The sequence below is a fragment of the Curtobacterium sp. Csp2 genome (genome assembly GCF_013347165.1).
The window spans coordinates 1,137,475-1,164,301 of sequence record NZ_CP054593.1 but is presented as its reverse complement, the minus strand read 5'-3'; the positions used below and the strand labels follow the sequence as shown (position 1 = coordinate 1,164,301).

Annotated in this window: 22 protein-coding genes; 9 read left to right on the top strand and 13 right to left on the bottom strand. The window is 71.7% G+C overall.

The features are described 5' to 3' along the window. The 6 genes from HUN59_RS19345 to HUN59_RS05795 form a co-directional block, all read right to left on the bottom strand. A partial coding sequence (locus HUN59_RS19345; protein WP_217483624.1) for a cation-transporting ATPase occupies window positions 1-830 on the bottom strand: 830 nt, incomplete at its 3' end. 244 nt (window positions 831-1,074) lie between these two features. Then, the gene (locus tag HUN59_RS05815) at window positions 1,075-2,334 is read right to left on the bottom strand and encodes a D-arabinono-1,4-lactone oxidase (protein ID WP_174777822.1); all 1,260 of its coding nucleotides are present in this window, start codon (window positions 2,332-2,334) and stop codon (window positions 1,075-1,077) included. A 10-nt stretch (window positions 2,335-2,344) separates the two neighbouring features. Beyond that, the gene (gene araA, locus HUN59_RS05810) at window positions 2,345-3,868 is read right to left on the bottom strand and encodes an L-arabinose isomerase (RefSeq protein WP_174777821.1); all 1,524 of its coding nucleotides are present in this window, start codon (window positions 3,866-3,868) and stop codon (window positions 2,345-2,347) included. Beyond that, a complete protein-coding gene (locus tag HUN59_RS05805; protein ID WP_174777820.1) occupies window positions 3,865-4,575 on the bottom strand; it encodes an L-ribulose-5-phosphate 4-epimerase in 711 nt (236 codons plus the stop codon). Before HUN59_RS05805 ends, araA begins: the two co-directional genes overlap by 4 nt. Then, window positions 4,572-6,344, bottom strand: coding sequence for a xylulokinase (locus HUN59_RS05800; RefSeq protein WP_174777819.1), 1,773 nt, complete (start codon window positions 6,342-6,344; stop codon window positions 4,572-4,574). Before HUN59_RS05800 ends, HUN59_RS05805 begins: the two co-directional genes overlap by 4 nt. Window positions 6,345-6,909: 565 nt before the next feature. Then, a complete protein-coding gene (locus tag HUN59_RS05795) occupies window positions 6,910-7,881 on the bottom strand; it encodes a LacI family DNA-binding transcriptional regulator (RefSeq protein ID WP_302691052.1) in 972 nt (323 codons plus the stop codon). 257 nt (window positions 7,882-8,138) lie between these two features. On the opposite strand from HUN59_RS05795, the gene HUN59_RS05790 reads away from it, so the two are divergent. Beyond that, the gene (locus HUN59_RS05790) at window positions 8,139-10,121 is read left to right on the top strand and encodes a glycoside hydrolase family 127 protein (protein ID WP_174777817.1); all 1,983 of its coding nucleotides are present in this window, start codon (window positions 8,139-8,141) and stop codon (window positions 10,119-10,121) included. Window positions 10,122-10,210: 89 nt separating this feature from the next. Here HUN59_RS05790 and HUN59_RS05785 read toward each other — a convergent pair whose 3' ends face one another. Further along, the gene (locus HUN59_RS05785) at window positions 10,211-11,257 is read right to left on the bottom strand and encodes a LacI family DNA-binding transcriptional regulator (RefSeq protein ID WP_174777816.1); all 1,047 of its coding nucleotides are present in this window, start codon (window positions 11,255-11,257) and stop codon (window positions 10,211-10,213) included. A gap of 180 nt (window positions 11,258-11,437) precedes the next feature. Here HUN59_RS05785 and chvE point away from each other — a divergent pair, with 180 nt between their 5' ends. From chvE to mmsB, 3 genes are all read left to right on the top strand, one after another. Then, window positions 11,438-12,568: a multiple monosaccharide ABC transporter substrate-binding protein gene (gene chvE, locus HUN59_RS05780; RefSeq protein WP_174777815.1), complete on the top strand. Its 1,131-nt coding sequence runs from the start codon at window positions 11,438-11,440 to the stop codon at window positions 12,566-12,568. Window positions 12,569-12,670: 102 nt separating this feature from the next. After that, window positions 12,671-14,224 carry a multiple monosaccharide ABC transporter ATP-binding protein gene (mmsA, locus tag HUN59_RS05775; protein WP_174777814.1) on the top strand — a complete coding sequence of 518 codons (1,554 nt, stop codon included), beginning with the start codon at window positions 12,671-12,673 and terminating at the stop codon, window positions 14,222-14,224. Further along, a complete protein-coding gene (mmsB, locus tag HUN59_RS05770; RefSeq protein WP_058740518.1) occupies window positions 14,211-15,392 on the top strand; it encodes a multiple monosaccharide ABC transporter permease in 1,182 nt (393 codons plus the stop codon). Before mmsA ends, mmsB begins: the two co-directional genes overlap by 14 nt. A gap of 106 nt (window positions 15,393-15,498) precedes the next feature. On the opposite strand, the gene HUN59_RS05765 is transcribed toward mmsB, so the two are convergent. Beyond that, window positions 15,499-16,779 carry an alpha-amylase family glycosyl hydrolase gene (locus tag HUN59_RS05765; protein WP_174779388.1) on the bottom strand — a complete coding sequence of 427 codons (1,281 nt, stop codon included), beginning with the start codon at window positions 16,777-16,779 and terminating at the stop codon, window positions 15,499-15,501. Between the two features lie 131 nt (window positions 16,780-16,910). On the opposite strand from HUN59_RS05765, the gene HUN59_RS05760 reads away from it, so the two are divergent. The 3 genes from HUN59_RS05760 (at window position 16,911) to HUN59_RS05750 (ending at window position 18,747) form a co-directional block, all read left to right on the top strand. After that, window positions 16,911-17,309, top strand: a complete 399-nt coding sequence (locus HUN59_RS05760) for a DUF3253 domain-containing protein (protein WP_058740527.1) — start codon at window positions 16,911-16,913, stop codon at window positions 17,307-17,309. Between the two features lie 35 nt (window positions 17,310-17,344). Further along, window positions 17,345-18,439 carry an SDR family oxidoreductase gene (locus tag HUN59_RS05755; RefSeq protein ID WP_174777813.1) on the top strand — a complete coding sequence of 365 codons (1,095 nt, stop codon included), beginning with the start codon at window positions 17,345-17,347 and terminating at the stop codon, window positions 18,437-18,439. Between the two features lie 131 nt (window positions 18,440-18,570). Continuing rightward, window positions 18,571-18,747 (top strand): CsbD family protein, encoded by a 177-nt coding sequence (locus HUN59_RS05750; protein WP_174777812.1) that lies wholly within the window; start codon window positions 18,571-18,573, stop codon window positions 18,745-18,747. A gap of 110 nt (window positions 18,748-18,857) precedes the next feature. Here the strand turns inward: HUN59_RS05750 and HUN59_RS05745 are convergent, their stop codons facing one another. Continuing rightward, the gene (locus HUN59_RS05745) at window positions 18,858-19,931 is read right to left on the bottom strand and encodes a spore photoproduct lyase family protein (protein ID WP_174777811.1); all 1,074 of its coding nucleotides are present in this window, start codon (window positions 19,929-19,931) and stop codon (window positions 18,858-18,860) included. Window positions 19,932-19,975: 44 nt separating this feature from the next. On the opposite strand from HUN59_RS05745, the gene HUN59_RS05740 reads away from it, so the two are divergent. Then, on the top strand, window positions 19,976-20,278 hold the full coding sequence (locus HUN59_RS05740) for a hypothetical protein (protein ID WP_058740515.1): 303 nt from the start codon (window positions 19,976-19,978) through the stop codon (window positions 20,276-20,278). A 146-nt stretch (window positions 20,279-20,424) separates the two neighbouring features. Here the strand turns inward: HUN59_RS05740 and HUN59_RS05735 are convergent, their stop codons facing one another. The 4 genes from HUN59_RS05735 to HUN59_RS05720 form a co-directional block, all read right to left on the bottom strand. Then, window positions 20,425-22,248, bottom strand: coding sequence for a glycoside hydrolase family 35 protein (locus HUN59_RS05735; RefSeq protein WP_174777810.1), 1,824 nt, complete (start codon window positions 22,246-22,248; stop codon window positions 20,425-20,427). 71 nt (window positions 22,249-22,319) lie between these two features. After that, complete coding sequence (locus HUN59_RS05730; protein ID WP_174777809.1) at window positions 22,320-23,660, bottom strand: ABC transporter substrate-binding protein; 1,341 nt, start codon at window positions 23,658-23,660, stop codon at window positions 22,320-22,322. 65 nt (window positions 23,661-23,725) lie between these two features. Beyond that, window positions 23,726-24,691 (bottom strand): carbohydrate ABC transporter permease, encoded by a 966-nt coding sequence (locus HUN59_RS05725; protein ID WP_174777808.1) that lies wholly within the window; start codon window positions 24,689-24,691, stop codon window positions 23,726-23,728. After that, on the bottom strand, window positions 24,688-25,623 hold the full coding sequence (locus tag HUN59_RS05720) for a carbohydrate ABC transporter permease (protein ID WP_058740511.1): 936 nt from the start codon (window positions 25,621-25,623) through the stop codon (window positions 24,688-24,690). Before HUN59_RS05720 ends, HUN59_RS05725 begins: the two co-directional genes overlap by 4 nt. 144 nt (window positions 25,624-25,767) lie before the next feature. On the opposite strand from HUN59_RS05720, the gene HUN59_RS05715 reads away from it, so the two are divergent. Beyond that, window positions 25,768-26,793 carry a LacI family DNA-binding transcriptional regulator gene (locus tag HUN59_RS05715; protein ID WP_144804558.1) on the top strand — a complete coding sequence of 342 codons (1,026 nt, stop codon included), beginning with the start codon at window positions 25,768-25,770 and terminating at the stop codon, window positions 26,791-26,793. Window positions 26,794-26,827 lie beyond the last annotated feature (34 nt).

Genomic DNA, 26,827 nt, shown 5'->3' with positions numbered 1-26,827 from the left:
TCACCGAGCCCGCTGGCCTGCTCACCCAGACCGCTCGCCTGCTCGCCGAGCCCCGACACCTGCTCCCCGAGGCCACCGGCCTGCTCACCGAGCCCGACGAGGAACTCCTCGCCACCCGCGGCGATGCCTTCGAAGTCCACCCCGTGGTCCGCGGCACCGGCGAGCACCGGCCCCGCCGCGGCGCTCAGCACCGCGCCACCGGCGACCGCGACCGCGAGGCCGCCGACCGCCATCGCACCGGCACCGACCGCGGCGCCGCCCGCGAACGACCCACCACGGCCGCCGAGCGCCCGCCCGAGCAGGCCGGGTCGGGACATCTCGGCCCGGGTCGCCGCGCGGGCCATCCCGCCGGCGGAGTCGTCGCGCAGGTGCTCGTGCGGCGGGAGTTCGGAGTTCAGCCGGTCCCGGACCTGCTGGCGCTGCTCGGGCGTGAGCCGCGCGAAGGCGTCGTGGTGGACCTGCTCGAGGCGCTCCGGCGGGGCCGTGCGGAGCAGGTAGTCGTACTTGGCCAAGGCGACCGCGTCCGGGTCGGCTTGCCCGCGCTGTTGCGGCTGGCCGCCCTGCTGCTGGTCGTGCTGCTGCCGGCCGTACTGCTGCTGGCTCTGGTACCCGTACTGCTGAGGCGCCGGCTGCTGCGGCTGCGGCTGCTGCGGTCGCTGCCGGTCGTCGCCCGTCAGCTTGTCCGCCGCCGTGCGGACGATGTCCCGCCAGTCGGTCCCGCCCGACGACTGTCGGTTCGCGGCGTCCGGGCTCCCCTGCCCGCGCTGCTTCTGCATCTGCTTGTCGATGACCTTCGAGGCCATGCCGAGGATCCGGTTGAGGTTCGCCATGACCCAACCTTTGTGATCACACATGTGAGCACTCAGCGATGCGCCCGTGCGGCGCCCGACCAACGCCTGCGCATCTGCTGGGCCGGTCGCACGACGGCCTCGGGATCCCGTCGTTCCGGCCCATCGCAGCCGACATGGGAGGCCGGATCGCGCATCGGCAGTCGGAACGGACGACGCACCATGCGCAGATCGACCTCCCACGCGCGGTTCGGCCTCCCACGCGCGGATCGGCTCCCCGCCCGCGTCAGGCCAGCAGCCGCGCCAAGTACGCGTTGCGGAACCGTCCGGTCGGGTCGAGGTCCCGCGCGAGCGCCGCGAAGTCGTCGAGCCGCGGGTACGCCTCGTGCAGTCGCTCGACACCCGCCGCGGACACCTTGCCCCAGTGCGGCCGCGGGTCGAAGGGCGCGAGGACGTCCTCGATCCGCGCGACGGCCGCTGCCACGGCCTCGGCGTCCCGCCGGAACGTGAAGTGAAGGCCGACCGACTGGCGTCCGGACGACGGCGCGAGCCATGCGGTGTCGGCGGCGATCGTCCGGACCTCGGCCGCGATGAGCAGCGGCGCGAACACGGGATCGAGCGGACGCAGGGCCTCGAGGGCGGCGACCGCGTGCGACGCGGGGATCAGGTACTCGGCCTGGATCTCGGCGCCGGTGGACGGCGTGAACGTCGACCGGAAGTGCGGCAGCCGCTCGGACCAGGGTCCCGGGACGCCGCCCTGCTCGGTGACGCCCGCGGTGTCGTTCTCGCCCGGGTGCACGGGGCCGTCGGCCGGCCGGGCGCCGAGCGCGACGAGGTCGACCGTCGGGGCCGGCTCGTCGGTCCGGCGCTTCGTCCAGACCTGGCGGGCACCGCGGTCGTCGAACGAGGTGAACAGCGACACCGAGTACGCGTCCGACACCACCGCGTCGAAGTGCTCGAGCACGGCGTCCCACGGCAGGTCGAGGTGCACCGTCGTGGCGACCTGGAACGTCGGCTCGATCGCGAGCTCGACCGCCGTCACGACCCCGAGCGCGCCGAGCGCCACCCGATGGGCGTCGAGGGCGTCGTCCGGCGTCGACGCGTCCACCCACGCGACGTCGCCGGAGGCGCGCACGACCTCCAGGCCGACCACCGCATGCGCGAGGGACGGGTTGCGCACGCCGGAACCGTGCGTGCCGGTGGCGACCGCCCCAGCCACGGAGATGTGCGGCAGGGAGGCGAGGTTCGCGAGGGCCCAGCCACGAGCCTCCAGGCCGGCCGCGACCGCGGCGTGCGTCATGCCGGCGGCGACCCGGACGACCCGGCGGTCGGCGTCGACGTCGAGCACGGGCGGCAGCCCGGTGAGCGTCACCTGCACCGCGTCCGTGTCGGCGATCCGGTTGAAGGAGTGCGTGGAGCCGAGCGCCGTCAGGCGCGGCGTGGCCGCGACGACGCGGCGGACCTCGTCGACGGAGGTCGGCGAGAGCAGGTCGGACGCCCCGTAGGTGACGTTCCCGGCCCAGTTCGTGCGCGTCGTCGCAGCCACGGTCACGGTCCTAGAACCCCCGGTCGAGACGGTGCCACGCCTGCTGCAGGCGCAGCTCGTCGCGGAAGCCGCGGGCCGTGGTGTGCTCGTCGATGACCAGGAACTCGGTGCCGACCATCGTCGCGAGGTCCTCGACGACCTGCAGGCCGACGGCCGTCGTCATGACGGTGTGGTGCGCGGCGCCGGCGGTGAGCCAGGCCTCCGCTGCGACCGGGAACGACGGGCGCGGCTCCCACACGGCACGGCCCACGGGGAGCTTCGGCAGCGCCTCGGTCGGCGGCACCACGTCGACGACGTTCGCGGTGAGGCGGAAGCCGTCGCGGGTGTCGGAGAGCGCGACCACGACGGCCTCACCCGCGTCGGCGGTGAAGACCAGGCGGACCGGGTCGTCCTTGCCGCCGATGCCGAGCGGGTGGATCTCGAGCGTCGGCTTCGAGGTGGTGAGGGTCGGCGAGACCTCGAGCATGTGCGCGCCGAGGATCTTCTCCGCCCCCGGGGTGAGGTCGTACGTGTAGTCCTCCATCAGCGAGGCACCACCGGGCAGCCCCGCACCGGCGACGTTCATCGCGCGGACGAGGACGGCGGTCTTCCAGTCGCCCTCGGCGCCGAAGCCGTACCCGTCGGCCATCAGCCGCTGGACGGCCAGGCCGGGCAGCTGCTTGAGCGTGCCGAGGTCCTCGAAGTTGGTGGTGAACGCGGCGGAGCCGTTCTGCTCGAGCAGGGCACGGAGGCCGAGCTCGATCGCGGCACCGTCGCGGAGCGCGTCGTGGCGGTCGCCGCCGTTCCGCAGCTCCGGGACCACGTCGTAGTCACGCTCGTACGTCGCGACGAGTGCGTCGACCGCCGCGGTGTCGGCCTCCGCTTCCGCGACGGCCGCCGCGAGCTCGTTGACGGCCCAGGTGTTCACCTGCACGCCGAGCTCGATCTCCGCCTCGGTCTTGTCGCCCTCGGTGACGGCGACGTAGCGCATGTTGTCGCCGAAGCGGGTCAGCTTGAGCTCCCGCACGGCCGCGGCACCGGCTGCCGCGCGCGTCCAGTTCGCGACCCGCGAGACCACCCGGGGGTCGGACACGTGTCCGACCGCGGTCGCGTGCCGGACGCCCAGGCGCGCCAGGGCGTACCCGAACTCGCGGTCGCCGTGCGCGGCCTGGTTGAGGTTCATGAAGTCGAAGTCGATGTCGCCCCACGGCAGCGCGACGTTCGCCTGCGTGTGCAGGTGCAGCAGCGGCTTCGTCAGTGCCTGCAGGCCGCCGATCCACATCTTCGCCGGGCTGAACGTGTGCATCCACGTCGTGACGCCGATGACCTTGTCGTCCGCGCTCGCCTCGATGAGGGCGCGGCGGATGCCGTCGGCGTCCTTGAGGACGGGCTTCCAGACGAGGTTGACCGGGAGCGCGCTCTCGAGCTGCGCGTGCACGGCGCGGCTCTGCTCCTCGACCTGGCGGAGGGTCTCCTCGCCGTACAGGCCCTGCGACCCGGTGAGGAACCAGACCTCGTAGCTGTCGAGGGTGGCCTGGGGGTTCACCTGCGTCATCGCATGGCTCCTTCGGGGTTCTGTCCGTAGACGTTCTGGTAGCGATCGAAGAGTCGATCGACGTTCTCCTGGGCGATGGGGACGAGCTCCCCGCCCTGCTTGGCGATGTGCACGGTGCGCGCGACGTCCTCGCACATCACCGCGGCCTTGACGGCGTCCTTCGCGTCCTTGCCGATCGTGAACACGCCGTGGTTCTGCATGAGCACGGCGCGGCTCCGGTGACCCGCGAGGGTGTCGACGATGCCGCGGCCGATCGAGTCGTCGCCGATGATCGCGAACGGGCCGACCGGGATCGGGCCGCCGAACTCGTCCGCCATCGCCGTGATGACGCACGGGATCTCCTCGGCGCGGGCCGCCCACGCCGTCGCGTAGGTCGAGTGGGTGTGCACGACCCCGCCGACCTCGGGCATGTTCCGGTAGACGAAGGCGTGCGCGGCGGTGTCGGAGGACGGGCCGTGGGCGTTGCCCCAACCGTCGGCCGGCACACCGTCGAGCGTGCAGACGACCTGGTTCTCGGGGGTCAGGTCGTCGCTCGACACCCCGCTCGGCTTGATCACGAACAGGTCCGTGCCGGGGACGCGCTCGGACACGTTGCCGCCGGTCCAGATGACGAGGCCGTAGCGGACGAGCTCGCCGTGCAGGGTCGCGACGCGCTGGCGCGCGCGGGCGACGGCCGCCTCGGTCTCGTCGGTGGTCAGGTCCGTCATGCGGTCGGCTCCTTCTCGGTGTGCTGGGTGGGCGCTGCGTCGGCCACGTCGGCGTCGGCGTCGGCCACGTCGGCGTCGGCCGTCTCGTCGCCGGCGTCGGCCTGGAGGCGCGGATCGCCCCCGTCGGTCGGCTCGCCCTGGTCGGTGGTCGGGCTGGTGCGTGTCGCCGCTGCCGCCACGTCCTGCACCGGCAGCGCCGCGCGGTACCGGGCGAGGTAGTCCTGGAAGCCCTGGACGTCCCGTTCCTCGGGCTCGGCGACGTGCACCGAGTCACCCCCGAAGACCGTCTCGGCCAGGAAGTCCGCGAGCGACCGGTCGGTGTGCTCCAGGTAGGCCGCGAGGACCGCGATGCCCCAGGCGCCGCCCTCCCCCGCGGTCTCCTCGAGCGCGACCGGCACGCGGAGCGCCGCGGCGAGCAGGCGCTGCGACGCACCCGGCGTCCGGAAGAGCCCACCGTGCGCGGTCATCCGGTCGACGGCGACGTGCTCGCCGTGCAGGACGTCCATGCCGATCGCGAGCGTGGCGAAGGCACCGTGCACCTCGGAACGGACCAGGTTGCCGAGCGTGAAGCGGGCGCCCGGCGTGCGGAGGAGCAGCGGCCGGCCGTCCTCGACGCCCGTGACCGGCTCGCCTGCCAGGTAGTTGAAGGACAGCAGCCCGCCGGCGTCGGGGTCGGCGTCGGCCGCCTCGGTCAGGAGCGTCGCGTAGACGTCGTCGACGGGCAGCGGCGAACCCGAGGCCTCGGCGAACCGCCCGAACACCCGGGCCCACGCGGCGATCTCGCTCGCGCCGTTGTTGCAGTGCACCATCGCGACGGCGTCGCCGGCCGGGGTCGTGACGACGTCGAGCTCCTCGTGCGGGGTGCCCAGCGGGCGCTCGAGCACGACCATCGCGAAGATGCTCGTGCCGACGCTGACGTTGCCGGTGCGGGGGGCGACGGCGTTCGTCGCGACCATGCCCGTGCCCGCGTCGCCCTCCGGCGGGCAGAACGCCACGCCCGGCTGCAGCGTGCCCGTCGGGTCGAGCCACGCGGCGCCCTCGGGGGTGAGCGCACCGGCGTCCTCGCCCGCGACGAGCACCTCGGGCAGGAGCGCGCGGAGGTCCGGCACCCGTCCGCCGAGCAGCTCCTGCGTCGTGGCGAGCATGGCGGCGTCGTAGTCGCGGCGGCCGGGCTCACCCGGTGCGCTGTCGACGGGGCCGGAGTCGATCGGGAACAGCCCGCTCGCGTCGCCGACGCCCAGGACGTCCCGGCCGGTGAGCACCCGGTGGACGTACCCGGCGAGGGTCGTGATCCCTGCGACCTGCGCCACGTGCGGTTCGTCGTCGAGGACGGCCTGCGCGAGGTGTGCGATCGACCAGCGCTGCGGGACGTTGAAGTCCAGCGCGGCGCTGAGCTGTTCGGCGGCCGGCCCCGTCGAGGTGTTGCGCCACGTGCGGAACGGCACGAGCAGCTCGCCGTCCGCGTCGAACGGCAGGTAGCCGTGCATCATCGCGGAGACCCCGGCGGCGCGGAAGGTCGTCGGGCGGACCCCGACCTGCCGCTCGACGTCGGCTACCAGGTCGGCGTACGCGGCGCGGACCCCGGTCTCGACGGACTCGAGGGAGTACGTCCAGCGGCCGTCGACGTACTCGTTCTCCCACTCGTGGGAGCCGCTCGCGATCGGGCGGAGGTCCTCGTCGACGAGCACCGCCTTGATGCGGGTCGAGCCGAGCTCGATGCCGAGTGTCGTCCGGCCCTGTTCGACCTGCTGTCGGCGGTCGTCGCGCATCTGTCCCTCCGAGACCTCGTCGTCCTGCGTGAGCGCTCACATCATGGCAGGTGAGCGCTCACACCCGCAACGCGACGGCGCGCCGGGCACGCTCGGTGCGGCACTCCACGCGCTGAGCGACACATCACGGGCGGCCACGCGCGTGAGGTGTCGCCCAGCCCGTGAGCTCCCGCGCGCCCGGCCGCGCGGGTGGCAGGCCATGCCCGCGGGACCGGCCACGGGTGTGGGAGCGACCAGCCTGGAGGCACGGCGCACGCCCGGCGGACCGGCACCGCGCCTCCAGGCCGGTCGCGACGCACGTTCCTGCCCATCGCACCCGACATCGGAAGTCGATCCGCGCGTACCTGGGCGGAACGAACGACCGACCATGCCCGAATCGACCAATCACGCGCGGAACGCCCCGCTCCCCGCGTCCCCAGCAGCCTCCGAGGGCAGCCCGTGCACGTTCTTTCCCATCGCACCCGACATGGGAAGTCGATCCGCGCGTACCTGGTCGGAACGAACGACCACCTATGCGCGGAACGACCAACCATGCGCGAAACGACCCACCACGCGCGCCCCGCCCCTACGCGCCGGCGGTGCTCTCGCGGACGACGAGCGTCGGCGTGACCGCGGTCGAGGCCGGCCGACCCCCGGCGACGAGCTCGAGCAGCGACCGCCCGGCGATCCTCCCGAGCTCGTCGAGGCGCATGTCCACCGTCGTCAGCGGCGGGCGGCTCGCGAGTGCCACCACGTCCCAGTCGTCGTACCCCGTCACCGCGACGTCCGCGGGTACCGACCGCCCGGTCTCCCGCAGGCGGTCGCACACCCCCCGGGCGATCTGGTCGTTCCCGCACACGACCGCGTCCACCCCGCCGTGCGTGCGGTCGAGCTGGTCGACGGCCCGGCGCCCCCAGCGCTCCGACCAGTCGCCGAACAGCGGCTCGCCGGTCATCCGGTCGCCGAGCACCGAGCGCGCCCCGGCGGCCCGGAGCTCGGCGGAGCGCGCGGTGACCGGCCCGGTGACGACCGCGACCCGTCGGCGCCCGAGCCCGAGGACGTGCGTCGCGGCGGCGGCGGCACCGGCGGCGTCGTCGAGGGTGACCGACACGTCGGCGTCCGACGTGGACGGCGTCAGGGCGTAGACGACGGGCACCGGGACCGGGACCTCGATCGGCGGCCGGGCGTTGGCGGAACGGCCGGTGACGATGATGCCGTCGACACCGCGGGAGACGAGCGAGCGCAGGTAGTGGGCCTCGCGCACGTGGTCGTCGCGGGTGTCAGCGACCAGGACCATGACCTCGCCGGCGGACAGGGCGTCCTCGGCGCCGAGCAGCACCGGCATCGTGAAGCGGCCGAACGAGTCGGTCGTCACCATCCCGACCGTGTACGAGCGACCGGACGACAGCGCCCGGGCCCGCGCGTCGCCGACGAACCCGAGCTGCTCGGCGGCGGCCTTGACCCGCTCCCGGGTCTCGGCACGGAGCTGCCCGGTGTCGTTCAACGCCTTCGAGGCGGTCCCGATCGACACCCCGGCGAGCGCCGCGACGTCCGCGATGCGAGCGGGACGCCCGGCGTGCCCGGGATGCCCGGGACGTCTCGGGTGCCCGCGATGGCCTGGGTGACCGGAGGGGTCGTCCGACACGGCAACGTCCTTTCCGGGACCGTCGTCCCCCGTCGAAGCCTACGGGAACCGGCTCTTGCGCCCGGGACCGACCTGCCGTACGGTCGCCGCGGAAAGCGCTTTCCGCCCGTCGGACGCGTCGGTCCCCGCCCCGGTCCCGACGCAGGAGCGCCCGAGCGCGAGGAGGCGCCGTGACGACCACGCTCCCCACCGACAGCCGAGCACGGACCGCGACCCCGGTCCTCCCGACCGCCGGCGCGCACCTCGCGCTGCAGCCGCTCCCGGCCGGCGACGCCCGGATCACCGGCGGCTTCTGGGCCCTGCGGCAGGACCGCAACGGCCGCGACGCGATCCGCAGCGGGTACGACCGGCTCGACGCCGCCGGGAACTTCCGGAACCTGCGCATCGCCGCCGGGGACGAACAGGGCGAGGCGGTCGGCCCGGTCTTCATGGACTCGGACGTCACCAAGTGGCTCGAGGCGGTGGCGTGGGAGTACGGCCGCGCCCCCGCCGAGGACCTCCTCACCCTGCAGCGCGAGGTCACCGCCCTGTACGCCAGGGCCCAGGCCGCGGACGGGTACGTCGACTCCGTGCAGCAGGTCCGCGGCAAGGGCGAGCGGTACGTCGACCTGAAGTGGAGCCACGAGCTGTACTGCGCCGGGCACCTGTACCAGGCGGCCGTCGCGCAGCACCGGGCGACGGGCGACACCGGGCTCCTCGACGTCGCGATCAAGAACGCCGACCACCTCGTCGCCACCTTCGGCGACGGGCCGGGGAAGACCGTGGACGTCGACGGCCACCCGGTGGTCGAGACGGGCCTCGTCGAGCTGTTCCGCGAGACCGGCACCCGCGCCTACCTCGACCTGGCGCAGTGGTTCGTCGACGCCCGCGGACACGGCATCATCGAGCGCGCCGGCGGCGAGCCGACGTACTTCTCGGACCGGGTCCCGGTGCGGCAGGGGACCACGGTCGAGGGCCACGCCGTGCGTGCCGTGTACCTCGCCGCCGGTGCCGTGGACGTCGCGGTCGAGACCGGCGACACCGAGCTGCTGGCCGCGAGCGAGCGACAGTTCGCCGACATGCAGGCCACGAAGGCGTTCATCACCGGTGGCCTCGGCGCGCGCTGGGACCAGGAGGCGTTCGGCGACCCGTACGAGCTCCCCACCGACCGCGGCTACGCCGAGACCTGCGCGGCCATCGGCGGGGTCCAGTGGGCGTGGCGACTGCTCCTCGCGACCGGGAAGCCCGTCTACGCCGACGCGATCGAGCGCCTGCTGTACAACGCGTTCCTCGCCGGCGTGAGCCTGGCGGGCACCGAGTACTTCTACGTCAACCCGCTGCAGCACCGCGACGGCGCCCACCCGGACGAGAACCGCTCCCCCGCCCACGGCCGTCGCGGCTGGTTCGACTGCGCCTGCTGCCCGCCGAACATCATGCGCACGTTCGCGAGCCTGGACGGCTACCTGGCCACCGCGACCGACGGTGGCCTGCAGGTGCACCAGTACGCCACCGCCGACCTCGGCCCGGTCCGTGTCGAGACCGGGTACCCGCACGACGGCCGCGTGGTCGTCACGGTCACGCAGGACGGGCCACTCGCCCTCGGGCTGCGCATCCCCGCCTGGTCGGACACCACGACGGTCACCGGGCCGGACGGCACGGCACATCCCGCCCCGGGCACGCGGCACGTCCTGGACCGCACGTGGTCGGCGGGCGACACCGTCGAGCTCGTCCTCGACACGACACCGCACCGGTACGTCGCAGACCCCCGCATCGACGCCGCCCGAGGGCAGGTCGCGATCGAGCGCGGGCCGCTCGTCTACGCCGTCGAGCAGGCGGACCAGCAGGGCTTCACGGTCGACGACCTGACGGTCGACGCGTCGGCGCCGATCACCGAGGAGCGTCGCGACGACCTCCTCGACGGCGTCGTCACGCTGCGCGTGCCCGGGTCCGCCCCGTCCCGGCACGAGCAGGCAGCGTGGCCGTACCGGCGGCTCGACACGGACCGGACGGGAGGCACGGACCACCCCGCGGACGCGACCAGCGTCGACGACGTGGCCGGGTCCGGCGACCGTGCCACGAGCCTCCAGTCCGTCACGGCGACCGCCGTGCCGTACTACGCCTGGGCGAACCGCGGTCCCGAGCCGATGCGCGTCTGGATCCCGCTCGCGCGGTGAAGCCGGCGGGCGCACGACGCACGTTCCTGCCCATCGCACCTGACATCGGAAGCCGATCCGCGCGGATCGGCCTCCCACGCGCGGGACCGCTACGTGCTCCGCCGCACCACCAGCTCGGGCGCCAGGAGCGTCTCGTCGCGGGGCTCCCCCTCGACGAGCGCCCGCACGGTCTCGAGCACCCGCTGCCCCATCGCCACGAAGTCCTGCCGCACGGTGGTGAGCGGCGGCGTGAAGTGCGCGGCCTCGGGGACGTCGTCGAACCCGACCACGGCGATGTCGTCCGGCACGCGGAGCCCCTCGTCCGCGAAGGCGTGCAGCACCCCGAGCGCCATCTGGTCGTTCCCCGCGAAGACCGCGTCGACCACGGTCGCGTCGATGTGCCGGGCGGCGGCGAACCCGCTCGCCGGGGTCCAGTCGCCGTCGAGCACGACCGGTTCGAGCCCGGCCTCGCGCATCACCCGCTCGTAGGTGGCGCGGCGCACCTCGGACTCCTGCGACACCGAGGGTCCGGCGATGTGCACGATCCGCCGGTACCCGTGGCCGAACAGGTGCTCCATGACCAGGGTCGTCCCGGCGGCCTGGTCGATGGCGACCGCGGCCACACTCGCCGCCGCGGGGGTCCTGGCGTCGCGCTGCACGGCGTTCGCGACGACGACCGGCACCGAGACCGGGATCGTCAGCGACGCGAGCGCGTCGAGCACCCGGTTGTCCGCCGCCACCAGGACGATCGCGGCGACGTCCTGCGCGAGCAGGGTCGTGAGCGCGCCGGAGAGGTCGACGGGCCGCGGTTCGTCCGGCAGCGTGGACAGGAGCACGTGGTACCCGGCGGCCCGGGCGGCGCGCTCGAAGCCGATCGCCGTGCTCGACGGCCCGTACAGGGCGTCGCCGGCGGTGATGATGCCGAGCGCCCGGCTGCGGCCACCGGCCAGGGCCCTGGCGGCCGCGCGCGGTCGGTAGCCGAGCGCCGTGACGGCGTCGGTCACCTGCGAGCGGTACGCCTCGCGGACGGTGGGGTCGCCGTTGATGACGCGGGAGACGGTCTGGTGGGAGACGCCCGCGCGCTCGGCGACGTCGAAGATCGTCGGGGCCCTGCGGCGTCTGCCGCCGGCACCACCGAGCGCGGTCGTGGTCGTCACGGGGCTGAGCGTACCGCGCAGTCCGCCCGACGAGGCAAGGTCCCGAAACGGTCACGACGAGTTGACACCCCGTGACGGAACCCTCAGTATGTGAGCGCTCACCCGAGCAATCCCACGGGGCACAGCAGCCCCAGCACCTGAGCGCGTCGAGGACGACGCGAGAGGAACAGAGGTACTTCGATGATGAAGCGCAGGATCATCGCGGGCGTCGCAGCAGTCGGCATCGCGTTCTCCCTGGCGGCGTGCTCGGCCGGTGGCCGGGCGTCGACCGAGGGCGGCACCAGCAGCGGCGACAACAAGGGCGCGCTCGTGGGCGTCGCCATGCCCACCAAGGTCTCCGAGCGGTGGATCAAGGACGGCGACGCCGTCAAGAGCGACCTCGAGAAGGCCGGCTACAAGGTCGACCTCGAGTACGGCGACAACAAGGTCCAGCAGCAGGCCCAGCAGGTCAGCAACATGATCACCAAGGGCGCGAAGGTCCTGATCATCGCGTCGATCGACGGTGGCGCGCTCTCCGACCAGCTCGACGCCGCCGCGAAGGCCGGCATCAAGGTCATCTCGTACGACCGCCTGCTCACGGGCAACAAGAACGTCGACTACTACGTCTCGTTCGACAACTACAAGGTCGGCGTCGACCAGGCCACCTCGCTGCTGACGGGCCTCGGCCTCGTCGACGCGGACGGCAAGAAGACGGACAAGAAGGGTCCGTTCAACATCGAGGTCTTCGCCGGATCGCTCGACGACAACAACGCCGGCTTCTTCTTCAACGGGGCGATGGACACCCTCAAGCCGTACCTCGAGGACGGCACGCTGAAGATCCAGTCCGGCCAGGACCAGCTCTCCCAGGCCGCGACGCAGCAGTGGGACCCGGCGACCGCCAAGGCCCGCATGCAGAACCTGATCGCCAAGTCGTACTCCGGCGGCACCACGCTGAACGGCGTGCTCTCGCCCTACGACGGCATGTCGATCGGCATCATCTCGGCCCTGCAGGGCGCCGGCTACGGCTCCTCGGACCGCCCGCTCCCGATCGTCACCGGCCAGGACGCCGAGGCCGCCTCGGTCAAGTCGATCATCGCCGGCCAGCAGTACTCGACGATCTACAAGGACACCCGCAAGCTCGCCAAGCAGTCGGTCACCATGGCCGAGGACCTGCTGACGGGCAAGAAGCCCGAGGTGAACGACACCAAGAGCTACGACAACAAGGTCAAGGTCGTCCCGACCTACCTGTTCCAGCCCACCGTGGTCACGAAGGACAACTACAAGTCCGTCCTGATCGACTCGGGCTACTACACCGAGGCCGACCTCAAGTAGGACGCAACCATCCACAGGACTGGAGGCGCGGTGCACCCCCGCACCGCGCCTCCCGTCCGTCTCCACCCGCGCGACGCGCGGACGACGGAAAGGCGGTCCCACATGGCGGACACCATCCTCGAGATGCGGGACATCACCAAGACCTTCCCCGGTGTGAAGGCCCTGCAGGGCGTCTCCATCGAGGTCGAGCGCGGCCAGGTCCACGCGATCTGCGGCGAGAACGGCGCGGGCAAGTCGACCCTGATGAAGGTGCTGTCGGGCGTCTACCCGCACGGCTCCTTCGACGGCGAGATCCTGCTCGACGGCCAGCCGGTGAAGTTCGGCTCCATCAACGACTCCGAGGCCGCGGGCGTGGTCATCATCCACCAGGAGCTCGCCCTCAGCCCCTTCCTGTCGATCGCCGAGAACATCTTCCTCGGCAACGAGCGCGTCAAGGGCGGGCTCATCGACTGGAACCAGACGAACCTCGAGGCCGCCTCGCTGCTGCAGCGCGTCGGGCTCAAGGACAACCCCGTCACGAAGATCGTCGACATCGGCGTCGGGAAGCAGCAGCTCGTCGAGATCGCGAAGGCGCTCTCGAAGGACGTCAAGCTGCTCATCCTCGACGAGCCCACCGCGGCGCTGAACGACGACGACTCGGCGCACCTGCTCGAGCTCATCCGCTCGCTGCAGGCCGAGGGCATGACGGCGATCATCATCAGCCACAAGCTCAACGAGATCAAGGCGATCGCGGACAAGGTCACGATCATCCGCGACGGCAAGACGATCGAGACGCTCGACATGCACGCCGACGACGTCTCCGAGGACCGGATCATCCGCGGGATGGTCGGCCGTGACCTGTCGAGCCGCTACCCCGAGCGCGAGAACCCCGTCATCGGCGAGGAGCTCCTGCGCATCGAGGACTGGACCGTCCACCACCCGCTCGACGGCTCGCGCGAGATCATCCACCAGGCGAACCTCAACGTCCGGGCCGGCGAGGTCGTCGGCATCGCGGGGCTGATGGGCGCCGGGCGGACCGAGCTCGCGATGAGCGTGTTCGGGCACTCGTACGGCACCGGCATCAGCGGCACGGTCTACAAGCGCGGCGTCCCGATCAAGACGAACACGGTCACGCGCGCGATCGACAACGGCATCGCGTACGCGACCGAGGACCGGAAGCGCTACGGCCTGAACCTGATCGACGACATCAAGCGGAACATCTCCGGCTCGGCGCTCGGGAAGCTCGCCAACTGGGGCTTCGTGAACGGCTCGCAGGAGACCACCGTCGCGGGCTCGTTCCTGAAGAGCATGAACATCAAGGCCCCGTCGGTGAACGCCGTCACGGGCAAGCTCTCCGGCGGCAACCAGCAGAAGGTCGTCCTGTCGAAGTGGATGTACGCCGACCCCGACGTGCTCATCCTCGACGAGCCGACCCGCGGCATCGACGTCGGCGCCAAGTACGAGATCTACACGCTCATCAACAGCCTGGCGGACCAGGGCAAGGGGGTCATCGTGATCTCCTCGGAGCTCCCGGAGCTCCTCGGCATCTGCGACCGCATCTACACGCTCTCCGATGGCACGATCACCGCGGACGTGCCCCGCTCCGAGGCCACACCCGAGGTCCTCATGCAGTACATGACCCAGGAACGGGAGACCCCTGTCAATGAACGCGCTTAAGTCCGCCGCCGGCTACCTCACCGGGCAGCTCCGACAGATCGGCCTGTTCATCGCGCTGATCGTCATCGTCATCTTCTTCCAGGTGACGACGAGCGGCATCACCCTGGCCCCGATCAACGTCTCGAACCTGATCGTCCAGAACAGCTACATCCTCATCCTCGCCATCGGCATGGTGATGGTCATCATCGCCGGCCACATCGACCTGTCGGTCGGGTCGGTGGTCGCCTTCACGGGTGCCATGGCCGGCGTGATGATCACGCAGTGGGGCATCCCGTGGCCGATCGCGGTCGTCCTCTGCCTGGTGCTCGGCGGCCTGGTCGGCGCCTGGCAGGGCTTCTGGATCGCCTACTTCGGGATCCCGGCGTTCATCGTGACCCTGGCGGGCATGCTCGCCTTCCGCGGTGCCGCGCAGATCGTCCTGCAGAACCAGCAGATCTCGCCCTTCCCGGACGGCTTCCGCTCGCTCGGCTCGGGCTTCCTGCCCTCGTTCGGCACCTCGGGCTACGAGCCGCTGACGATGGTCCTCGGCTTCGCCGCCGCGGCGATCATGATCGTCGTCTCGCTCCGTGGCCGTGCCACCCGGCGCAAGTACCAGCTCGAGAGCGAGCCGCTCGTCTGGTTCCTCGTCAAGCTCGCCTTCGGCGTCGCGCTCGTCATCTACGTCGCGCTGCTGCTCGCCAGCTACAACGGCACGCCGATCGTCCTCGTCGTCCTCGGGCTGCTCGTGGTCGTCTACTCGGTGGTCATGCGGAGCGCGGTCTTCGGTCGCCACGTCTACGCGATCGGCGGCAACGCCCTCGCCGCGCAGCTGTCCGGCGTGAAGACGAAGCGTGTCACGTTCCTGCTGTTCGTGAACATGGGCGTCATCGCGGCGCTGGCGGGCGTGGTCTTCACCGGCCAGCTCAACCTCGCCGCCCCGGGTGCCGGCAACGGCTTCGAGCTCGACGCCATCGCGGCCGTGTTCATCGGTGGCGCAGCGGTCACCGGCGGCATCGGCACGGTGCCGGGCGCGATCATCGGTGGTCTCATCATCGGCATCCTGAACAACGGCATGTCGATCCTCGGTGTCGGCACCGAGTACCAGTCGCTCATCAAGGGCCTGGTGCTGCTCGCGGCCGTCGCGTTCGACGTGTTCAACAAGCGTCGGGCGGCGTCTGCGCGCAAGTAGGGGGGTCCCACCCCGTTCCCCTCACCCCTGTGGTGGAGCAGAAGACGTCGGGTCGCCGTGTGGCGCCCGACGTCTTCTGCTCCACCGCCTCGTTGTGCGGGTCGGGTCAGGCGGTCAGGACTGCCCACCCACCGGCCGGGAGGCGCAGGGTCCCGTCCCACAGGTCCCCACCGCCCGCCTCGACCCGCGTCGCGTCGGCTGCGGGCACCTCGACCGGGTCGTCCGCCAGGTTCAGGGCGGTCACCACGGCCGCGTCCGCGGTCGCCGTCCGCAGCACCAGCGCAGTGTTCGTCAGGTGCACGACGTCGGTGTGGGCGCGGTGCAGCCACGGCATCCGCCGGCGGAGGGCGACGAGGGCCTGGTACGTGCGGGTCAGGTCGCTCGGTGACGGCGGCGTCCGGGGCAGCTCCGGTCGCACGGCGTCGTCGCCGCCCAGGCGCTCCTCCTTGACGGCGGTCCAGCCGTACTCGTCCCCGGCGTAGACCACGGGGGTCCCGGCGACCGTGAACAGGACGGCGGCCGCGTGCCCGGCGAAGCGCTCCCCCACCGCGCTGGCGATGCGGGTGACGTCATGGTTGCCGACGAACGTGGTGGGGACGAACGTGCCGAGCAGGGCGTCGTGGCGCTCGACCGCGTGCGCCAGCTCGAAGCAGTTCCGGTCGGCGATCCCGTGCCAGGTGCCCTGCCAGAGCTCGTACTGCGTGGTCGAGTCCATCGTCGACGCCGTCACGATCGCGGCCGCGTCGCCGTGGATCACCTCGCCGCTGCACCACGCGTCCGGGAACCGCTCCCGCACGCGGGGCAGCACCGCCGCCCAGAACGCCGGCGGCACCGCGTACGCCGCGTCGAGCCGCCAGCCGTCGATCCCTCGGGCGAGCCAGTGCGTCATCACCTCGACCACCAGGTCCTGCACCGCCGGGGAGTCGTGGTCGAGTGCGACGAGGATGTCGTGCCCCTCGAAGTCCCCCACCGGCACCGGGGCGCCCGGCTGCCAGCCCGTCCAGTCCACCGCGAACAGGTCGGCGGTCGGGGCGTCCGGTCCGTGCTCCTCGAGCGCGCGGAACGCGGGGTGGTCCCGTCCGACGTGGTTGAATACCCCGTCGAACAGCACCCGCACGCCGCGGTCGTGCGCGGCCGCGAGCAGGGCGTCGAGGTCGGCGTCGTCGCCGAGGCGCGGGTCGACGCGGAAGTGGTCGACGACGTCGTAGCCGTGGGTGCTGCTCGCGGACACCGGACCGAGGAGCAGCCCGTTCAGCCCGAGGTCGACCACGTGGTCGAGCCACGGCACGAGCCGGGACAGCCGGTGCTCGACCGGCCGCTCGTCGACCGGCGTCGCCGGACGGATCTCGGCCCCGACGGCTCCGAGCGGGTAGACGTGCCACCACATCGCGTGCTCGACCCACGCGGGCTCCTCCGGGCGGGCGGGGGCTGCTTCGTCGGCGGCGTTCACCGACCCGATGCTGCCAGCCCGAGCCTGGGCTGTGTGCGGGACCGGACAGCGGGACCAGGATGGTCGGCATGGGACGAGCGATCAGGACCGCTGCGGACGCGTCGGCGTCGGCCGAGGCGCAGGCCGAGCGGACGTGCGCCTCGTGCGGCCGCCGGATGCCGTCGTCCGCCGCCCCGGACGCGAAGTGGTGCTCCGCCGCGTGCCGGAAGCACGGCGTCGACGCCACCGACCGGGCGCTCGAGCAGCGGATCGACGAGCTGCTCGCCGCCCGCCCCCGCACGGCGAGCATCTGCCCGTCCGAGGCCGCCCGCTCGCTCGAGCCGGACGACTGGCGCCCGCTCATGGAGCCGGCGCGCCGGGCTGCCCGCCGGATGGTGGCGCGGGGCGAGGTCGAGATCACCCAGCACGGCAGCGTCGTCGACCCGTCCACCGCCAAGGGACCGATCCGGATCCGACGTCCCCGGTAGGGAACACCTGTCGCCCGACCGCGTTGCACCAGGGGATGACGACCTCCACCGAAGCGACCCCCGTCCGTCCCGAAGCCCTCGTCGTGGGCGCCAGCGGCATCACCGGCTCCGCCCTCGTCGACCACCTGCTCTCCCTGGGCTGGCGGGTCACCGCGCTGTCCCGCCGACCGCTCACCCGCGACGGCGTCCGGACCGTCGCCGCCGACCTCCGCGACCCGGCGTCCCTCGCCGCGGCGCTCGCCGACGAACGCCCGACCCACGTGTTCTTCACCGCGTGGCAGCGCCAGGAGACCGAGGCCGAGAACATCCGCGTGAACGGCGGCATGGTCCGCGACCTGCTCGCCGCCCTGTCGCACGCGCCGCTCGAGCACGTCGCGCTCATCACCGGCCTGAAGCACTACCTCGGACCGTTCGAGGCGTACGCCGCCGGGGTCGTGCCGGACACGCCCTTCCACGAGGAGGAGCCGCGGCTCGACGTCCCGAACTTCTACTACGCGCAGGAGGACGAGCTCTTCGCCGCCGCCGAGCGCCAGGGCTTCACGTGGTCGGTGCACCGTTCGCACACCGTGATCGGCCACGCCGTCGGCAACGCGATGAACATGGGCCTGACGCTCGCCGTGCAGGCCACGCTCGCCAAGGAGCTCGACCTGGACTTCGTGTTCCCGGGGAGCGCCGCGCAGTGGGACGGGCTCACGGACATGACCGACGCCGGGCTCCTCGCCGAGCACATGGTGTGGGCGGCGACGAGCCACGAGGGTGCCGACGAGGCGTTCAACGTCGTGGACGGCGACGTCTTCCGCTGGCGGTGGATGTGGCCGCGACTCGCCGCGCACCTGGGCGTCGACCCGGCGCGCGTCGTCGGGTTCGCCGACCGTCCGCGCCCGCTCGAGGAGCAGATGGCGCCGCACGAGCACGCGTGGGCCGGCATCGCCGAGCGGTACGGCCTGGTCGAGCCCGACGTCACGCGGCTGGCCTCGTGGTGGCACACGGACGCCGACCTCGGCCGCGAGATGGAGGTCGTGACCGACATGGGGAAGAGCCGCGAGGCCGGGTTCACCGGGTACCGCCGCACCGACCGCGCGTTCGCGGACCTGTTCGACCGCTACCGGGCGGACCGCCTGGTCCCGTAGTCGTACCCCGTCGGCGAGATCGGGGTACGTGAACCTCCGGCTGCGCCGCGAAGGGACGGGAGGCTCGTGGTTCAGTCGGGTGCACAGGCGCCGGGGACCCTCGGCGGGATCCCCGGAGGAAGGACGACACCATGTCGCTCGGAGACAAGGCGAAGGACGCCACCCAGAAGATCGTCGGCAAGGTCGAGGAGGCCGTCGGCAAGCACACGGACGACGCCGAACTGACGCACCAGGGCCAGAAGGACCAGGTCATGGGCGAGGCGCGTCTCGAGAAGGAGAAGGCGAAGGACCACCTCGAGGGCAAGTGAGCCTCGAGCACCGCTGACGCCCGCACCGCCACCCGGCGGTGCGGGCGTCCGCCGTTCCGGGGCCCTGCCGCTCTGCCGCTCTGCCGCTCTGCCGCTCTGCCGCTCTGCCGCTAGAACGCGTAGCGGATGCGGCAGCTCGGCAGGTGCTCCGCCACGAGCTCCCGGAAGCGCTCGACGAGCTGCCCCTTCGTCGCCGCCCGGTAGCGGACGTTGACGGCGCCGTTCTGCGACACCTTCTGCTCCTGCAGGTCCGGGCGCCAGAGTAGGTCCTCGGCCTTCGGGTGCCAGCCGAGGTTGACCTCGTGCAGGCCCTGGTTGTGGGTGAGGAAGATGACCTCGGCCGCGAGCTGTGCCTTGGCCGCGGGCGAGAGGACGTCGTCCACCTGCCGCAGGAGGTCGGCCCAGTCGGACTCCCACGTCGGCGTCAGGATCACCGGCGAGAAGTTCAGGTGGACCTCGTACCCAGCATCGACGAAGTCGTTCACCGCCGAGATCCGCTCCGCCATCGGCGAGGTCCGGATGTCCGTGACCTTCGCGGTCTCGTGCGGCATGAGCGAGAACCGGACGCGCGTGCGGCCCATCGGGTCCCAGTCGAGCAGGTCCCGGTTGACGTACTTCGTCGCGAAGGACGCCTTGGCGGTGGGACTCATCCGGAACAGGTCGCAGAGGTCGCGGACGTTCTCGCTGAGCTGCGCGTCGACCGAGCAGTCGCTGTTCTCGCCGATGTCGTAGACCCACGCGTCGGGGTCGCACTGGTTCGGTTCGGTCTTCGGCCCCTGCTTCGCGATGTTCCGCGCGACGTGCTTCGTGATCTGCTCGATGTTCGCGAACACGGTCACGGGGTTCGAGTAGCCCTTGCGTCGCGGCACGTAGCAGTACGCGCACGCCATCGCGCACCCGTTCGCGGTCGAGGGGGCGATGAAGTCGGCGGAGCGGCCGTTCGGCCGGGTGACGAGCGACTTCTTCACGCCGAGGACGAGCGCCTCGGTCTTGATCCGCACCCAGCGCCGGACGTTGCGTTCGTCGCCGTGGACCTCGGGGATGTTCCAGTGCGAGGCGACGGGCACGATCTCGGCGTCCGGCCACCGCGCGACGACGTCCTGCCCACGCGGGAGGTCGAGCGCGGCGGGCTCGGCGTAGATCCGTCGGACGTCGAGCAGGGGCTGGGCGCGGGGATCCGTCATCGATCCCTGTCTACCGCCGACCACCGACGGAGCAGACTCGGGGCATGAGCACTGAGCCCGACGACCACCACTTCGTCGTCGACGGCCGACGGTGGCGGCGCACCGACCCGGCGCTGCCCGAGGACCTCGCCGCCGCGCTCCGGTCGCACCTCGGTCGCGGGCGGAACGCTGTGCGCCGGGCGAAGCGCGACGGCGACGACGAGGCCCTGGCGGCCGCGCGGCGGCGGAACGGTCTGGCGAAGCACGGCCTCGGCGAGCGCGGGCCCGAGTGGTGGACCCGCCCGGAGGCCGACCGGGTCGCCGATGCCCGCCGCGCGCTCGAGGAGCTCGACGCCCTCGACGCGTGACGCCGGGCGAGCGGTCCGTCCCATCGCGCGTGACATGAGATGCCGATCCGCGCGTCGGAGGTCGAATTCCCCGCCTTCCGACGCGCGGATCGGCACACCACGCGCGGATCGGCACACCACGCGCGGATCGGCACGACGGGGGCGGCTCAGCCCTCGGTGTGGCCGAGGTCCGGCTCGACGAGCAGGCACACCCGGCGGGAGGCCGCGGCGTGCACCTCGTACACGACGACCTCGTTCCGGCCGGCCCGGAGCACCGGACCCGGCACGGCCAGGGTCCGCTGCGGCCCCCGCGACCAGTAGCGCCCCAGGCAGAAGCCGTTCACCCAGGCGACGCCCTTCCGGAAGCCGTCGAGCGACAGGTACCGGTCCCCCGGCTCGGTCAGGTCGAACGACCCCGCGGCGAACACCGGGCCGGCGAGCACGTCGCCGTCGGTGGGCGCGGTCTCGGCGAGCTGCGCCAGCGCTGCGGGCGCGATCGGGTCGAGGGCGAGCGGCGAGGCGCTCCACCGCGCGACCGGGACCCCGTCCACGGCGACCCCGCCGAGCAGGCCCTTCGGCTCCCCGATCCGGGGGCCGTAGTCGACCCGGCCCTGGTCCTCGACGAGCAGCTCGAGCGTGCCGGTGACCGGCGGGAGCGCGATCGCACGGTCGTGGTGCTCGCGTTCGAGCACGCCGACGACGACACCGTCCACGGTGACGACGGCGCGGTCGCGGACCTCGTCACCGACGGTCAGGACACCGCCGGTCGGCAGGTCGACCTCGGTCCGGTAGAGCACGAAGCCGCTGGCCGCCCCGAGCGCGTCGAAGGTCGGCGGCTCGTCGTGGGTCGTCCACCCGGTCAGCGCGGGCAGCAGGGAGCGGAGCGACGCGACCCGGTCGAGCCGGACGGCGACGTCCCTGGCGGGCGCGGGGCGTGCCTCCAGGCCGGTGCAGTCGTCGTCGGTCAGGCGACCTGATCCACCGGGCTGCATCGAGGCGGGCAGCGGCGGGACGGGCGCGTAGCGCTCGATCACCGCGCGGAAGGCGTGGAACTTGTCGGTCGGGCGACCGGCCTCGTCGAGCGGGGCGTCGTAGTCGTACGACGTCGCGATCGGCCGGTACACGCCCTTGTCGTTCGCGCCGTTCGTGAAGCCGAAGTTCGTACCGCCGTGGAACATGTAGACGTTGACCGAGCCGCCGGCGGCGAGCAGGACGTCCAGGTCCGCCGCCGAGTCGGCCGCCGGGGTGGTGTGGTGGTGCTCGCCCCAGCTGTCGAACCAGCCGTCCCAGAACTCCGAGCACATCAGCGGACCGGTCGGCTGCGCCTGGCGGAGTCGCTCGAGCCGCGCGGCCGAGCGGGACCCGAACGAGCCGGTCTTGTGCAGCGACGGCAGTGAGCCGTCCTCGAGCATGGTGCCCATCGGTTGGTCGACGCTCGTGAACGGCACCGTCAGCCCGATGTCCCGGTGCATCTGCTCGAGCTTCGTCAGGTAGACCGGGTCGGAGCCGTACGCGCCGTACTCGTTCTCGACCTGCACGAGCACGATCGGCCCGCCGTGGTCGATCTGCCGCGGGACGAGCACCGGCGCGAGCTGCTCGAGGTAGTCCTGCACGGCGGCGAGGAACCCCGGCTCGTCGCGGCGGACGCCGACGGTGCCGTCGGTGAACAGCCAGTAGGGCAGGCCGCCGTTCGTCCACTCGGCGCAGATGTACGGCCCGGGGCGGACGATGGCGTGCATGCCCTCGGCGGCGACCAGGTCGAGGAAGCGGCCGAGGTCGAGCCCGCCGGTCAGGTCGAACTCGCCCGGACGGGGTGCGTGCGCGTTCCAGGCGACGTAGGTCTCGACGGTGTTGAGACCCATGAGCTTGGCCTTGCGGATCCGGTCCTGCCACAGGTCCGGGTGGACGCGGAAGTAGTGGATCGCGCCGGACAGGACCCGGTGCGGCTCGCCGTCGAGCAGGAAGTCGGTGTCGCCGATGGCGAAGCGCATGGTGTGACCCTCTCAGGGAACGGGGCCGTGCGGAAGGATCCGCACGGCCCCGAGGTGGTGGTGGAACGGTGTTACTTCGAGGTGACCTTGAAGCCCTGCTCGTTGCCGTACTTCACGATCGCCTTCTGCCAGGCCTCGAGCCCGGCGTTCAGGTCGGACTTGTCCTGGTACGCCTGGCCGACGGTGTCCGCGTAGACGCTGTTCGCGTAGACCTGGAAGGGCAGGTACTGCCAGCCCTCGGCGACGCTGGAGGACGCCTTCGACAGGGTCTCGTTGATCGCCTCGCCACCGAAGTACTCCGGCTTCTCGGCGGTGAAGGTCGACGAGGTGAGCTGCGCCTTGGTCGACGGGAAGCCGCCCGACTTCAGGAACACGTCGATCGAGTCCTGCGAGGAGTTCAGCCACTTCAGGAAGCCAGCCGCGAGCGCCGGGTTCTTCGACTGCTTCATGACGACCTCGGCGGAGCCGCCGTTGTTCGCGGTGACGTCGGAGGAGCCGTCGTAGGTCGGGATCGGGGCGACGCGCCAGTTGCCGCTGCCGTCCTTCACGCTCGACTCGAGCACGCCGGGCATCCAGGCGCCGGTGACCATCGTGGCGATCTCACCGTTGCCGAGCTGCTTGTACCAGTCGTCGGTCCAGCCGGGCGTCTGCGAGAGCAGGCCCTTCTCGACGAGCTGGTTCCAGGTCGAGGTCCACTTCTTGGTACCCGCGTCCTGCAGGTTCACCGTGACGTCGGTGCCCTTGACCTCGAACGGACGGCCGCCGGCCTGCCAGATCATCGAGGTCGTGAAGCCCGCGTCACCGCTGTCCGCGGCGATGTAGGCGTTCGGGTTGGACGCGTGGATCTTCTCGGCGTCCGCGACGTACTCGTCCCACGTCTTCGGCGGCGTGGTGATGCCGGCGTCGTCGAACGTCTTCTTGTTGTAGAACATCGCCATGGGGCCGGAGTCCTGCGGCAGGCCGTAGACCTTGCCGTCGAGGTCGACCGACTGCCAGGTGCCCGCACCGTACTTGTCCGCCAGCTTGTCGAAGCCGTACGACTTCAGGTCGACGAGCGAGTCGCTCAGGGCGAACTGCGGCAGCGCGAAGTACTCGATCTGCGCGACGTCGGGGGCGCCGGAGCCGGCCTTGATCGTGTTCTGCAGCTTGGTGTACTGGTCGTTGCCGGTGCCGGCGTTGACGAGCTTGACCTTGACCTTCGGGTACGCCTTCTCGAAGGCGGCGACCTGGGCCTGGGCGGAGGGGGTCCACGACCAGTAGGTCAGCGACCCACCCTTCTCGAGGGCCTTCGTGATGTCGTCGGCCGATCCACCGGAGGAGGACGAGCCGCCGGCGGCGCAGGCCGTCATGGCGACGGCTGCGGTGACGCCGATCGCGAGGGCGCTGAGCCCGCGACGGAGACGCTTGTGCATGAGGGTGCCTTTCACTTCATCGTGAAGCAGGTGCTTCGGGTGGTGCTGCTGGGTGGTGCGGGAGGTCAGGCCTTGACGGACCCGGCCGCGAGGCCGGACTGCCAGGAGCGCTGGAGGAAGAGGAACGCGACGACGATCGGGATGATCGTGAGGAGCGATCCGGTGACGACGAGGTTGTAGATCGGGTGTGCGGAGACGCCCTGCGCCTGCGCGCTCCACTGGTTGAGGCCGACCGTGAGCGGGTAGAGGTTCGGATCGCTCAGCATGATCAGGGGCAGGAAGTAGTTGTTCCAGGTCGCGACGACGGCGAACAGCAGGACCGTCACGACGCCGGGGGCGAGCAGGCGGAGTGCGATCGTGAAGAAGATCCGGAACTCGCCCGCGCCGTCCATCCGCGCCGCCTCGATGACCTCGGTCGGGACCGCGTCGATCGCGTAGGTCCAGATGAGGTACATGCCGAACGGGCTGATGAGCGACGGCAGGATGATCGCCCACGGGGTGTTCGTGAGGCCGACCGACGAGAACAGCAGGAACGTCGGGACGGCGAGCGCGGTACCGGGGATCGCGATCGCGCCGAGCACGACGGCGAACACCGCACGGCGGCCCGGGAACCGGAACTTCGCCATGCCGTAGCCGGCGATCGTCGCGAGGAGCGTCGCCCCGCCGGCGCCGACCACCACGTAGAGCACGGTGTTCGCGAGCCAGCGCAGGTAGATGCCGCCGTTGTAGGTCAGCGTCTCGCCGATGTTCTGGAACAGCGAGAAGCCGTTGCCGAACCAGAGCCCGAAGGTGCTGAGCAGGTCGTCCTGCGACTTCGTCGCGTTGACGACGAGGTAGAAGAGCGGCAGCAGCGAGTAGACGGTGATGACGATCATCACCACGAGCAGGAGCGTCGACTTGCGGGCGCGGGGTCCACGGCCCTTCAGGCCGCTCGGACGGGAGGCACGGGTGCGGCCCGCCCCGCTGCGTCCGCGGGTGGTCACCGCCTCGGTCACGGTGGGCGGCGTCGTGCGGGTGTCCAGGGTGCTCATCGGTTCTCCGCTCGGGTCCCGCGCACCTGCACGACGTAGGCGATCACGGCGGTGATGACGCCCATGACGATCGCGACGGTGGCGGAGTAGTTGAACTGCTGGCCGCTGAAGGACAGCGAGTAGGCGTACATGTTCGGCGTGTACGAGGTGCCGATGACGTTCGGGGCGAGCGTCTTGAGCAGGTTCGGCTCGTTGAAGAGCTGGAAGCTGCCGATGATCGAGAAGATCGTGGCGATGACGATCGAACCGCGGAGCGCCGGGATCTTGATCGACCAGATCGTGCGGATCGGGCCGGCACCGTCGATCTCGGCGGCCTCGTAGAGCTCACCGGGCACGACGCGCAGGGCCGCGTAGAAGATCAGCATGTTGTAGCCGACGAACTCCCACGTGACGATGTTGCCGATCGACGCGAGCATCCAGTCCGGGCTGAACGGCTGCAGCAGGTCGATGCCGAGCGCCGAGTTGATCGTGCCGGTGAGACCGAACTGGTTGCCGTAGATGAAGCCCCAGATGAGCGCCGCGACCACGCCGGGCACCGCGTAGGGCAGGAAGATCGCGATCCGGAAGAACGACGCCGCCCACAGGCGGGCGCTGTCGAGCGCGAGCGCCGCGATCAGCGCGACGGCGAGCATGATCGGCACCTGGACGACGAGGAACAGCACGACGCGGCCGAACCCGGTCCAGAACTTGGCGTCCTGGAACAGCTGCACGTAGTTGGCGAACCAGACGAACTGGTTGCCGCCGATCAGCTGGTCGCGGAACAGGCTGAGCCAGAGCGCGTAGCCGATCGGGACGACGAGCATGGCCACGAGGACCACGACGAACGGACCGACGAACATCCAGCCGGTCCAGCGGCCGCGCTGCCGGTTCCGGCGCCGCGGCGGTGTCGCCGGAGCTGCGGCTCCTGGCGCACGCGCTTCGAGCGTGGTCATGTGACTCCCTTGTCGTGCTGCGTTCGGGTGCGTCGATGTTGACGTCAACATCGAACTCGGGAACCGTAGCATGGCAACGTCAACATGCGCTACCGTTCGGGGACGGCACCACCGCGGGAGCCGCCCGAGGGGGAAGGAGCGCTCGTGTCGACCGAGATCGCCGCCGCGCGCCGCGCGCCCTCGCTGGCCGCCGTTGCCGAGGCCGCCGGGGTCTCCATGCAGACCGTCTCCCGCGTGTCCCGCGGGTTCGACAACGTCAGCCCCGACACCCGCGAACGCGTGCAGCGCGCGATGGACGCCCTCGGCTACCGCCCCAACCGCGCCGCCCGGGCCCTGCGCTCCGGCCGCTTCCGCACGATCGGCGTGATCATGTTCACGCTCGCGTCGTTCGGCAACATGCGCACGCTCGAGGCGATCGCCGACGCGGCCGGCGCCGCGGACTTCACGATCACGCTGCTGCCGATGGCCTCCCGGACCGAGGAGGGCGTGCGGTCGGCGTTCTCCCGGCTGCACGAGCAGGCCGTCGACGGGGTCGTCATCATCATCGAGTCGCACATCATCGACACGGCCGAGGTCGCCCTGCCCGACGGCGTACCGATGGTCGTCGTCGACTCGACCGGCACGACCGAGCACCCCGCGATCGACACCGACCAGGCCGACGGTGCCCGCCAGGCGACGCAGCACCTGCTCGACCTCGGGCACGAGACCGTCTGGCACGTCGCCGGCCCGGAGTCGTCGTACTCCGCCGCCCGCCGGCTGGCCGCGTGGCAGGACACCCTCGAGCGCGCCGGACGGCCCGTCCCGCCCGTGTTCCACGGCGGGTGGACCACGGAGCACGGCTACTCCGCCGGGCTCGAGATCGCCGGGCGACCGGAGATCACGGCCGTGTTCGCCGCGAACGACCAGACCGCGCTCGGGGTCCTGCGCGCGGCGCACGAGTCCGGTCGGAGCGTCCCGGACTCGCTCAGCGTCGTGGGCTTCGACGACTCCCCCGAGTCCGACTCCTTCTGGCCGCCGTTGACCACCGTGCACCAGTCCTTCGACGAGGTCGGCCGCCGTGCGGTCGCGAACCTGCTCGCACAGATCGAGGGCGACCCGGTCCACACCGCGACGGACCTGGTCCCCGTGCGGCTCGTCGAGCGGGCGAGCACGGCGGCGCCACCGGCCTGACCACGCCGGACAGCGCTGCGCGCGCCGGCCGCCC

Coding starts and splice junctions, on each gene's coding strand:
- mmsA (WP_174777814.1), top strand. CDS start 12,671: ATGGCGGACACCATCCTCGAGATGCGGGACATCACCAAGACCTTCCCC.
- HUN59_RS05730 (WP_174777809.1), bottom strand. CDS start 23,660: ATGCACAAGCGTCTCCGTCGCGGGCTCAGCGCCCTCGCGATCGGCGTC.
- HUN59_RS05735 (WP_174777810.1), bottom strand. CDS start 22,248: ATGCGCTTCGCCATCGGCGACACCGACTTCCTGCTCGACGGCGAGCCG.
- HUN59_RS05760 (WP_058740527.1), top strand. CDS start 16,911: ATGGGACGAGCGATCAGGACCGCTGCGGACGCGTCGGCGTCGGCCGAG.
- HUN59_RS05800 (WP_174777819.1), bottom strand. CDS start 6,344: ATGCGCGACGACCGCCGACAGCAGGTCGAACAGGGCCGGACGACACTC.
- chvE (WP_174777815.1), top strand. CDS start 11,438: ATGATGAAGCGCAGGATCATCGCGGGCGTCGCAGCAGTCGGCATCGCG.
- HUN59_RS05725 (WP_174777808.1), bottom strand. CDS start 24,691: ATGAGCACCCTGGACACCCGCACGACGCCGCCCACCGTGACCGAGGCG.
- HUN59_RS05740 (WP_058740515.1), top strand. CDS start 19,976: ATGAGCACTGAGCCCGACGACCACCACTTCGTCGTCGACGGCCGACGG.
- HUN59_RS05765 (WP_174779388.1), bottom strand. CDS start 16,779: ATGTGGTGGCACGTCTACCCGCTCGGAGCCGTCGGGGCCGAGATCCGT.
- HUN59_RS05805 (WP_174777820.1), bottom strand. CDS start 4,575: ATGACGGACCTGACCACCGACGAGACCGAGGCGGCCGTCGCCCGCGCG.
- HUN59_RS05745 (WP_174777811.1), bottom strand. CDS start 19,931: ATGACGGATCCCCGCGCCCAGCCCCTGCTCGACGTCCGACGGATCTAC.
- HUN59_RS05720 (WP_058740511.1), bottom strand. CDS start 25,623: ATGACCACGCTCGAAGCGCGTGCGCCAGGAGCCGCAGCTCCGGCGACA.
- HUN59_RS05750 (WP_174777812.1), top strand. CDS start 18,571: ATGTCGCTCGGAGACAAGGCGAAGGACGCCACCCAGAAGATCGTCGGC.
- araA (WP_174777821.1), bottom strand. CDS start 3,868: ATGACGCAGGTGAACCCCCAGGCCACCCTCGACAGCTACGAGGTCTGG.
- HUN59_RS05755 (WP_174777813.1), top strand. CDS start 17,345: ATGACGACCTCCACCGAAGCGACCCCCGTCCGTCCCGAAGCCCTCGTC.
- mmsB (WP_058740518.1), top strand. CDS start 14,211: ATGAACGCGCTTAAGTCCGCCGCCGGCTACCTCACCGGGCAGCTCCGA.